Origin of the sequence: Clostridium tertium, from assembly GCF_017873245.1 — a bacterium.
GTDB lineage: Bacteria > Bacillota > Clostridia > Clostridiales > Clostridiaceae > Clostridium > Clostridium tertium.
In genome coordinates this window covers 15817-27368 of the sequence record NZ_JAGGJY010000008.1, presented here as the reverse complement: position 1 = coordinate 27368, position 11552 = coordinate 15817, and the positions used below count along the sequence as shown (strand labels likewise).

Below are 11552 nucleotides of genomic sequence, written 5' to 3'. Positions count from 1 at the left end.
GGATAAATCAGAGATTTAGATTCTCACTTAACTCGCATTCGCTCAAACAACAATGAAATACAAACAGCTCATTGTGATATAGCCCTCCGCAATAGTTTCTCTTTTTTCTATATAGTAAATAAATGATTTATAGTTATTAGAAGTAAATTTCATTAGGAAAGAAGTAAAAAAGTACTGGCAGGGGGAATTTATTATGAAAATTTTATTAATTGGTTCTGGTGGTAGGGAGCATGCTATTGCTTGGAAGCTTTCTAAGAATGAGAAGGTAGAAAAGATATTTGTTGCTCCTGGTAATGGGGGAACTGCTAGGGAAAGTAAGTGTGAGAATGTAAATATAATTGAAATAGATCAGCTTTTAGAATTTGCTTTGGAGAATTTTATTGATTTAACTGTAGTTGGGCCCGAAGATCCTTTAACTAGGGGAATTGTTGATAAGTTTAAAATGAATGGACTTAGGATTTTTGGACCTAGTAAAAAAGCTGCAATGCTTGAAGGTAGTAAGAGTTTTTCTAAGGATTTTATGAAAAAGTATGGAGTTAAAACCGCAGAGTATGAAGTTTTTTATGATGTTAATAAAGCTTTAAATTATTTAGAAAAATGTCCATATCCTACTGTAGTTAAAGCTGATGGATTAGCTGCAGGAAAAGGAGTTGCTATCTGTAATGATAAAGAAGAAGCTATAGCTGCAGTAAAATCTTTTATGGTTGATGATATATTTAATGGAGCAGGGCAAAAAATAATTATAGAAGAGTTTTTAGAAGGAGTAGAGGCATCTATTCTTTCAATTACAGATGGAAAAACTATTATACCATTTATATCTGCAAAGGATCATAAGCAAATTTTTGATGGTGGTAAGGGTCCAAATACTGGAGGTATGGGAGTTGTAGCACCTAATCCATATGTAACAGAAGAGGTTTTAAAGGATTTTGAAGAAAATATAATGAATAGGACTTTAGTTGGAATAAGAGAAGAAGGATTTGATTATAAGGGTATAATATTCTTTGGTATTATGATAACTAAAAAAGGATCATATCTTTTAGAATATAATGTAAGAATGGGAGATCCAGAAACACAATCGGTACTTAACTTAATGGAAAGTGATTTACTAGAACTTATAGAAGCTTCATTAATAGAAGATTTGAAAAATACAGAAGTAAAATGGAAAAATGGAGCATGTGTAAATGTAGTTTTATCATCAAAGGGATATCCAGGAAGCTTCACTAAGGGATATGAAATCACTATAGATGATGATATAAAAGATAAAGTTTTCTTAGCAGGTGCAAAACTTGAAAATGAAATTTTGAAAACTAATGGGGGAAGAGTTCTTTCAGTAGTTGGAGTTGGAGAAACAATAGAAAAAGCAAGAAAAGATGCGTATAAGACTATAGAAAAAGTAGAATTTAAAGATAAGTATTTTAGGAATGATATAGGACTAGTATAAAAAGTTAGTAATATATTTAGAGTGTAAGGAAAAGGGTGCTGAAATAGTACCCTTTTAAATTTATTAAGATGAAAATAACAAATATAAGATGAATATATTACAAATATTATAAATTTGATTTTAAATGTAATAATTATTTAAGTTATTCAAATAATATAGATGTAAATAAAATTAAATTAAGCCTTAAAAGCTTAATTTAGACTTGGAGGAATACCATGAATAGAGAAACTAAAAATCAAGTTTATGCAAAAGCAAAGGAAATGATAATAGCAGGAGAATCTTGGGATAAAATAATGGAAGAAACAAGATTAAGACAAAAGGATTTGAAAAGAATACAAATGACAGAAATAGATCCTAAATTTTAAAATATTAATAAGATAAATTTTAATGTCTAGCAATAGAATGGGAGTGGATCATTTATGATCCACTTTTATTATGAAATGATTTTAAATAATATAAATGAAGAAGAATTTATAACTTTTGGATTATATGTATAGTTTTATATTGACAAATAATAAATTGTGCTTAAATTATTGCTGATATAGGCTCTGATACTGGCATTTTAACTAAGCAACTACTTGAAAAAGGCAATAAGGTATATGGTATTGAACCTAATGCTATAGCTGAAACTAATTTGAAAAATTTTTCTAAGTTTACATCTGTTAATGGAAGTGCTGAGAATACTACTATTTACGATAATAGTATTGACATTATTATTAGAAAAAGTATTGAAGATGTAAAGGCTTATTTTTCATCTGTTCAAGCACACATTATTGTAATAATGCCTGAAGATAGTAATGAAGTATTAAAAGAAGAAGATTATGCAGCTAATTGGGCATTAATACAAAACTTTCAACTTGCAGCTTGGGAAAGAGGTCTAGGAGTGTTTTGGAAGAGGGATACTTATCTATAATCACAGGATTTTAGAGAAGAAATTGGAGTTAAGAAAGACGAAAAGGTTGTAGCTATTCTTCATGTTGGATATCCAGATATTATTTCTAAAGCACATCCAAGAACACCGATAGCTGAAAAGTTACATTAATAGGTAATGATAATTTAAAATAGTGAAAAAATCAAAAAGTAAAAGAGTAAAGTAAGAATTTCAATGTAGTTAAATTTTTTGCTAAGCTCTTTCATTTTTTTATTGTTCAAAATAGAACTATTAATTATAAATATAAAGTTTAAAATAATATTATACTGTTTTGAATATATACTATAAAATTTTAATATTAATATTTTTTTCATACTTTTATATTACATAAAAAGACTTTTCTTTTTTTTATATCTTTGGCATAATAAATAAGTATTTTATAAATAATATAATATGAATTATGTTAAATTATAAAATGGACATACTAAAGATATATAGCTTTAATAAAACAAAAGAAGGAGAGTACATATGAAGAAAAAATTATCTAAAGAAGCATATGGAGGCGTTCATGGTAAAGATTATGTTCCATACATAACTGATAAATCAAAGCGTGGAACAAATTTATCAGTAATAATAATAGGAATATTATTATCTGCTGTATTTGCGGCATCAACTGCTTATTCTGGAATGAAATCAGGATTAACTGTTGCGGCAGGGATACCAGGAGCTATAATAGGTTCAATGCTTATAGGAGCTTTTGCTCGTAATAAAGGTATTCTTGGAAAAAATATAACACAAGGTATGGCAAGTGGTGGAGAATCTGTAGCAAGTGGTATGATTTATGTATTACCTTCAATTATCTTAATAGGAAGTAGTATTACATTTTTAGAAGGATTAATTGTAGGTGTAGGTGGAGTTCTATTTGGAATGGGTTGTTTATCATTAGTTTATAAATATCTAATAGTAGAAGAGCATGGAAAACTTATGTATCCAGAATCTATGGCTATATCTGAAACACTTATTGCCTCAGAAGGTGATGGCGATGCTATAAAGTTCATGGGAATTGGATTTGTAATAAGCGGTATTATAAATGTATTAACAGGATCATTTTTAAATATTATTAATAACAGCATTACTTATGTAGGAAGTAAATTTTATAAGTGGAAGTTTTCTACTGAAGTAAATCCACTTTTACTAGGTATAGGTTTTATAGTTGGATTAGAAGTATCATTAACTATGTTTGCAGGTTCAATATTAGCTAACTTTGGTGTAGCACCATTAATAGGATATTTTACTGATATGGCAGCAAATAATATGCATTCTTGGAATGATGCTTCTCTATTACTTAATCAAATGGATGTAAATGCAATATCAGGAAGTTATGTTAAGTACATAGGTGCTGGAATGATGCTTTGTGGAGGTTTAATAGGAGCTATTAAGCTTATACCAACTATAGTTGTTTCAATTAAAGAAACTTTAAAAGCAAAATCAAGCAAGGATAGTAACTCAGAAAGCAATTCAAGTGAAATAATAATACTTTTAGCAGGTAGTGTAGTTGCATTTATAGCAGGATTTATGATATCTCAAAGTATTAAAATGGCTATAATAGCTGTTATTGTATCTTTATTATTATCTTTACTATTTGTAATAGTTTCTGGACGTCTAACAGGTACAATAGGAACATCAAATCTTCCTGTATCAGGTATGACAATAGCATCATTAGTTATATTAACATTAGTTTTTGTTATAATGGGATGGAGCAGTCAAGCAGATAATAAATCATTGCTTTTATTTGCAGCATTTATGGTTGTTGCTATATCAGTAGCTGGAGGATACAGCCAATCTCAAAAAGTATCTTACATAATAGGTGGAAGTAAAAAAGAAATGCAAAATAGCTTTTTAATTTCAAGTATAGTAGGTGTTGTTGTTGTTACAGGAACAATAAAAATACTTTCAGAGCAATTAGCAGTTACAGGTGTAGATGCACAATTTGCATTACCACAAGCTAATTTAATGGCTACATTAACATCAGGTATTATGTCAGGTGATTTACCTTGGCCTATGATAATTGTAGGTATTGTTATGGCATTATTCTTATTCTTATTAAATTTACCAATAATGACAATAGCAATTGGATTCTATTTACCTATATCAACAACTTCAATAATATTAGTTGGAGCATTAATTCGTGTATTTATTGAAAAAATGAGTAAGAATGAAAAAGAAAAAGAAACTAAAGTTGCAAATGGAATAAGCTTATCTTCTGGCCTGGTTGCAGGAGGTTCAATAATAGGACTAGTAGGAATAATCTTACAAGTAACAGGTTTAATAACTCCTAAAACTCCAGTTGGATTTGCTTCGGGTAATATGATGGCTATAATATTATTAGTGATTTTAGTTATAGCTACTATAGTACCAATTATGTTATCTAAAGTAAATAAAACAGAATAATAACTATTAAAAATTGTATATAAATTTCTAATAGTTTAGGTAATGAATATCAATTAGTAAAAAGGCTATCAGTTAGCGGATAAAAATCCGTTAGTGGTAGCCTTTTTTATTTAGCATGAAATAGAATTAAAGATATTATAAAAGGAGTTACTTAATATAGATGGCAGTTAGTTAATAAAAAATGATTTATATTTTCTCTTAGTTATTTAAATTTAATTAAGAAAAAATTGAGTTTACAGTTAAAATTAGTATGAAAAAGTCAAATTAAAGAAAAAAGTATTTTAAAGTAATAAAATATATTGACAAAAATTACAAATAGGAATATGATGGTAAAAGAATAAAGTAAGAATAAGAAAAGGAGGTAGGAAAATGTCAAACTTTATATTTAATTTAGAAATGTTAGTTGAAGATAATAAAAGTAAATATATTAAAAACTATATTAATAATCCTATCTCATTGTGTAAATTTATATGGTAGATGATATTTATACAATATTACTTTATAAAAGTATATATTCATTAAAAATATGAGAATATTACTTAAATTTATATTAAGGTAATTAGGGCCACGGGTTATTACTCCTGGCTTTTTATTTTGTTTTAAATTATAAAAACAGATAAGTAAAAGGTCACGGATAACTGTGGCCTTTTTTGTCTTTTAAAAAAGGGGAGAGGGTTGTATGTATAACAAATAATCAAAATAATATTAGTAATGAATTAAAGGGGGAAAATTTTATGACTAGAGTACTAAAATATGTTTCAAAATACAAGTCGATGTTAATAATTGGAACATTATCTATGCTTGTAGTAATTGGGGTAGATTTATTTATACCATACTTGCAACAAATATTTATAGATGATGGAGTTATAGCAGGAAACAACAATATAATAATTAAAGTTTTGTTTGGAATGCTATTAATTACAATAGTAAAAGCTATTTTTGGATATTTAAAAGAATTTCTTTATGATCTTTTAAGTGTAAGAGTTCATGAAGATATAAAAAATGATTTATTTAATCATATTCAAAAATTAGAATTTAAGTATTTTGATAATATTAATACTGGGGAGCTAATGTCAAGAATAGGAGAAGATGTAGAAAATATATGGCAAACTATAGGGTTTGGACTTAGATTGTTTATAGAAAATATAATATACTTTGTAGTTTCTACAGTTATCTTATTCAAATTAAATTTTACCTTAGCTTTAGCTTGCTTTATCATAATGATACCAATAGGTTTTATAGCAATAAAGTTAGAAAATAAATTTGGGAAATCTTATGAAGAGATAAGTGATCAAACGGCTAAGATTAATACAACAGCTCAAGAAAATATAGCAGGGGTAAGATTAGTAAAAGCATTTTCAAGGGAAAAATATGAAATAACTAAATTTTTAAAGATGAATAGAAGTTACTATGATTTAAACATGAAACAAGCTAAAATAATCGGTGATTTTTTTCCGCCAATAGAATTTTTAACAAATATATCATTGGTTATAATGATAGTTTTTGGTGGATATCTTGTTATGAAAGAAAATATTACTATAGGAGTTCTAGTAGCATTTAGTGGGTATATTTGGAATCTTATATGGCCTATGAGAATGTTAGGAGAGCTAATAGATTTACTTTCTAGAAATAGTGCTTCAGCTAAAAAGATATTTGAAATAATGGATAGAGAACCTGAAATTAAAAGTAAGGAAAAAAGCTATAAAAATGATGACTTAAAAGGAGATATAACTTTTAATAACGTTAGCTTTAAATATAATGATGAATATGTTTTAAAGAATATAAATTTAGATATTAAATCTGGAGATACAGTAGCTATAATGGGAACTACAGGTTCAGGTAAATCAACTTTAATTAATTTGATAGGAAGATATTATGATTTAAGTGAAGGAAGTATAAAAATAGATAATGTGGATATAAAAGACTATAATTTAGACTTTTTAAGAAAAAATATGTCTATTGTTCCACAAGATACATTTTTATTTTCAGATTCAATAATTAACAATATAAAATTTAGTAATGAAAATGCACAAACAAAAGAAGTTGAAAAAGCAGCTTCCTTAGCATGTGCCTTAGATTTTATAGAAGAACTAGAAGAAGGGCTATATACAGAAATAGGAGAAAGAGGACTTGGTTTATCAGGAGGACAAAAACAAAGAATATCAATAGCTAGAGCATTAGTAAGAAACTCTAAAGTATTAATATTAGATGATTCTACATCTGCCTTAGATATGGAAACAGAGCATGAATTATTAAAAAATCTATCAAAAAGGGATGTAAAGAGTACAACCTTTATTATAGCTCACAGAATTTCTGCTGTAAAAAATGCAGATATAATAATTTATTTAGAAAATGGTGAAATAAAAGAAAAAGGAACCCATGAAGAACTATTAAAGCTTAAGGGAAAGTACTTTGATATTTATTGCAACCAATTTAAAGACTTTAATGAAATAGAAGAGGAGGTGGTTTAAGATGGAAAACACAAATTTAATAAAAAAAGATGAAGAAGTAATAAGAAGAAGTAAAAGCGAAATAACAGTAAAGCTTTTAGAATATCTTAAACCTTATAAATTTAAATCCTTTATAGTTATACTACTTATGATATTTGTTATGATATCTTCAATAGTTAATCCATTGCTTTTAAAAATAGCAATAGATAAGTATGTAGTAAATAAGGATGTAACAGGATTGATTTTAATAGGAATAATACTAATAGTATTAAACCTACTTGCATGGGGTTTATCAAAAATTAGATGGAATATGATAACTTCAATAACTAATAATATTTTAGTAAATATAAGACATGAATTATATAGTCATATACAATATTTATCATTTGATTTTTTTGATGGAAGACCCGTTGGGAAAATACTTTCAAGAGTAGTTTCAGATGTTAATTCATTAAAAAATTTATTTTCTCAAAGTATTCAATCGCTTATACCACAATTATTAAATCTTTTATGTGTAGCTATTATTATGTTTTTTCTTAACTATAAATTAGCTTTAGCCTCAGTAGCATTATTACCAGTACTTGGTATAGCTATGTTTTGTATTGAAATATATTCAAGAAGAAGATGGGAAATTTATAGAAATAAGAGGTCAAACTTGAATGGTTTTACTCATGAGGATTTTTCAGGAATAAAAATAGTTCAAGGGTTTGCTAAGGAAAAAGGAACAGAAAATAATTTTAAATCAATGGTAAAGGAATTAAGTAATTCTTTTGTAAGAGCTGTTATGTTAAATGATTTCTTTTGGCCACTTGTAGAATTATCATGGGGAGCTGGTACTTTAATAGTATTTGCAGTTGGATATAAATTAGTTATAAATAACGAAATACAAATAGGAACATTAATAGCATTTTCAATGTATGTAGGAATGTTTTGGAGACCTATAATGAATCTTTCAAGTTTTTATAATACCTTAATCACAAACTTTTCAGCAGCAGATAGAATATTTGATATTTTAGATATGAAGCCAGTAATAAAAAATGAAGAAAATGCAAAGAAAATTGGAAAAATCCAAGGGGTTGTAGAATTTAAAGATGTTAATTTTTCTTATGATGAAAATGCAAAAGTATTAAAAGATATAAACTTTAAAGTTAATAAAGGTGAAAAAATAGCATTAGTTGGAGCAACAGGTGCAGGAAAAACAACTATAGTTTCTTTATTAAGTAGATTTTATGATCCAACATCTGGAGAAGTTTTAGTAGATGGAAAAAATATAAAAAATGTAGATTTAGAATCTTTAAGAAGTCAAATGGGAATAATGCTTCAAGATACATTTTTATTTTCATCAACTATAATGGAAAATATAAGATACGGAAGATTAGATGCAACTGATGAAGAAGTTATTAATGCAGCAAAAGCAGTTAATGCTCATGAATTTATTATAAAATTAGAAGATGGATATAACACAGAAGTAAATGAAAGAGGTACTAGATTATCATTAGGACAAAGACAGTTAGTATCTTTTGCAAGAGCATTACTTGCAAATCCTAGAATATTAATATTAGATGAAGCAACATCTAATATAGATACAGAAACAGAAAAACTAGTACAAGAAGGTATAGAAAAATTACTTCATGGAAGAACTTCTTTTGTAGTAGCACATAGATTATCCACCATAAGAGATTGCGACAAAATAATGGTTATAAATGACGGAAGAATAGAAGAAGTAGGTAACCATAATGAATTACTAAATAATAAAGGTAGCTACTATGACTTATACATGACACAGTATAAATTCTTAAATGAAGGAGCATAAGAGGAATTTTCAAGCTAAGTGTTGCACTTAGCTTGTTTTTCGTTAAATCCATTTAAAGGTTGCTTATAGGCAGGAGATTTTCTTGGTTATTATTAAATAATTATCAGCAATATTAACATATTTTTAAGTAGGAGAATTTTTTCGATATATAAGTATATAGCTTCTTCATTTAAATGTTAATATTAATAAAATTTTAGAGTTAATATATATAAATTTAAAAAGTAAAATAAAAGATATATAATTATTATGAAAGGAAAAATAAAAGTTATAAAAGGGGAAGTAGAAATGATATATGAGAAAATAAAATTAAAATATATTTCAAGTAAATTAAAAGAGAGCAATGCTGTAATTAGCATATATATTCCAGAAAATAGTGAAGAAATTAATATAAATAAAAAAAGAAAAACAATAATTATGTGCCCAGGTGGAGGATATGGAATGACTTCGGATAGAGAAGCAGAGCCAGTTGCATTAAAATTTGTTGCAGAAGGATTCAATGTAGTAGTTTTAAGATATAGTGTTGCTCCTAATAAATTTCCTAAAGCATTAATAGAACTTGCAGCTACTGTTGATTATGTTCGTAGTAAGAGTAAAGAGTGGAATGGTGATAAAGATAAAATTATAGTGTGTGGTTTTTCAGCGGGTGGACATCTAGCAGGAAGCTTAGGTGTTTTATGGGATAATAAAATTTTAGAAGAAGCTTTAGAGATAAATAAAAATAACATAAAACCAAATGCAATGATGCTTTGTTATCCAGTTATAACTAGTGGTGAGTTTGCTCATAAAGGTTCCTTTGATAATTTATTAGGTGAAAATGTAAGTGAAGTTGAAAGAGAAAAGCTTTCTTTAGAAAAATTAGTATCAAAAAATACTCCAACAACATTTTTATGGCATACTTTTGATGATGGAGCAGTTCCAGTACAAAACTCATTGTTTTTTGCAAATTCATTAGCAAGTAATAATGTGCCATTTGAACTTCATATATACCCAAATGGTGTACATGGATTAAGTCTTTGTGAAGAGCTTACTGCAATGAATGGACAAAGTGAACATATAAACCAACATGCAGGAACTTGGTTTAAATTAGCTGTTGAATGGATTAAGAATCTTTAAGATACGTAATCATTAGTTATATTTTGTGAAGCAAAATAGTGAAAAAATGAAAGAATGAAAGAGTGAAAGAATTAAGGAGGTTTTGCTTTGCAAAACTTAAATTTAATTGTACAAAGCACTATTTATTCAAAAATCCTTAAGGATTTTTTACATTAATGTTTTCATTCTTTCATTTCTTAATTATTTCATTAAAAATAAATTGCTTCGCAATTTATAAATATTGAGTAGATAAGAAACTACAAGGCTGATATAATGTTTCTTGAAATCTTTATAAAAGAGTATAGTAAGGAGTTATTCTATGAAATATTATTTAGCACCAATGGAAGGAATCTCTGGATTCATATATAGAAATACATATAAAAAGTTTTTTGATAATATTGATAAGTATTTTACACCATTTATTGTTCCAACTAGTAGTAAAAGCTTTAAGACTAAGGAACTAAGAGATATTTTACCTGAAAATAATAAGGGGATGAATATAGTTCCTCAAATACTTACTAATGATTCTGATGGCTTTATTACTACTGCTAGAAAGCTACAACAATTAGGTTATAGTGAAATTAATTTGAATTTAGGATGCCCTTCAGGAACAGTTGTTTCAAAGAATAGAGGATCTGGGTTTTTAGCCAAAAGAGAAGAGCTTGATAAATTTTTAGATGAAATTTATAAAATAGATGATATGAAAATTTCAATAAAAACTAGAATAGGAAAAGATAGTTCAGAAGAGTTTTATGAATTAATAAAAATTTATAATAAATATCCTTTAGAAGAGTTAATTATTCATCCTAGAACTAGGGAAGACTTCTATGGAAATAAACCTAACTTAGAAGTGTTTAAAGATGCTTTAACATTAAGTAATAGCCCTGTATGTTATAATGGGGATATTTTTACATTGGATGACTATAATAAATTATCAAAAGAATTTCCGGAATTAAATACAATAATGTTAGGAAGAGGAGTACTAGCAAATCCAGGACTAATTAATGAAATTAGAAATAATGCAAATTTAAATAAAGAAGTATTAAAAAAGTTCCATGACGAAATCTTTAATGATTATAGAAATGTATTTAAAGATGATAAAATTGCAATTTATAGAATGAAAGAGTTATGGGGATACATGATTTACATATTTTCCGATAATAAAAAATACGCTAAAAAAATAAAAAAATCACAAAAAGTAGATGATTATAACGAAGCAGTTGCAAGTTTATTCAATGAACAAGAAATCATAAAGGGAGCAGGGTTGTTTAGCAATTAATATAAAGGCTACGATAAATAAAATATGTTTATTCTACATGTTTTATTTATCTTCGCAACCTTATATTAAATATCTAAATTAATAATAAAAAGAAAGAATTAAGGTGAAAAATCCTTATAGGATCTTTGGAGGAATTGATTTTAAAATAGTTCACC

The 11552-nt window shown here is 27.0% G+C and carries 8 protein-coding genes; all 8 read left to right on the top strand.

Features of this window, described 5'->3' with window-relative positions:
• Nucleotides 1-193 precede the first annotated feature (193 nt).
• The 8 genes from purD (at nucleotide 194) to J2Z25_RS10010 (ending at nucleotide 11397) form a co-directional block, all read left to right on the top strand.
• The gene (purD, locus tag J2Z25_RS10045; RefSeq protein WP_209740229.1) at nucleotides 194-1441 is read left to right on the top strand and encodes a phosphoribosylamine--glycine ligase; all 1248 of its coding nucleotides are present in this window, start codon (nucleotides 194-196) and stop codon (nucleotides 1439-1441) included.
• Between the two features lie 215 nt (nucleotides 1442-1656).
• The gene (locus J2Z25_RS10040) at nucleotides 1657-1806 is read left to right on the top strand and encodes a hypothetical protein (protein ID WP_008677544.1); all 150 of its coding nucleotides are present in this window, start codon (nucleotides 1657-1659) and stop codon (nucleotides 1804-1806) included.
• Between the two features lie 164 nt (nucleotides 1807-1970).
• Nucleotides 1971-2354 carry a methyltransferase domain-containing protein gene (locus tag J2Z25_RS10035; RefSeq protein WP_209740446.1) on the top strand — a complete coding sequence of 128 codons (384 nt, stop codon included), beginning with the start codon at nucleotides 1971-1973 and terminating at the stop codon, nucleotides 2352-2354.
• Nucleotides 2355-2840: 486 nt separating this feature from the next.
• The gene (locus tag J2Z25_RS10030; RefSeq protein WP_209740227.1) at nucleotides 2841-4763 is read left to right on the top strand and encodes an OPT family oligopeptide transporter; all 1923 of its coding nucleotides are present in this window, start codon (nucleotides 2841-2843) and stop codon (nucleotides 4761-4763) included.
• Between the two features lie 734 nt (nucleotides 4764-5497).
• Nucleotides 5498-7234 carry an ABC transporter ATP-binding protein gene (locus J2Z25_RS10025; protein WP_209740225.1) on the top strand — a complete coding sequence of 579 codons (1737 nt, stop codon included), beginning with the start codon at nucleotides 5498-5500 and terminating at the stop codon, nucleotides 7232-7234.
• Between the two features lies 1 nt (nucleotide 7235).
• Nucleotides 7236-9026, top strand: coding sequence for an ABC transporter ATP-binding protein (locus J2Z25_RS10020; protein ID WP_209740220.1), 1791 nt, complete (start codon nucleotides 7236-7238; stop codon nucleotides 9024-9026).
• 285 nt (nucleotides 9027-9311) lie between these two features.
• Nucleotides 9312-10139: an alpha/beta hydrolase gene (locus tag J2Z25_RS10015; RefSeq protein ID WP_245173225.1), complete on the top strand. Its 828-nt coding sequence runs from the start codon at nucleotides 9312-9314 to the stop codon at nucleotides 10137-10139.
• A 298-nt stretch (nucleotides 10140-10437) separates the two neighbouring features.
• The gene (locus J2Z25_RS10010; protein WP_209740216.1) at nucleotides 10438-11397 is read left to right on the top strand and encodes a tRNA dihydrouridine synthase; all 960 of its coding nucleotides are present in this window, start codon (nucleotides 10438-10440) and stop codon (nucleotides 11395-11397) included.
• Nucleotides 11398-11552 lie beyond the last annotated feature (155 nt).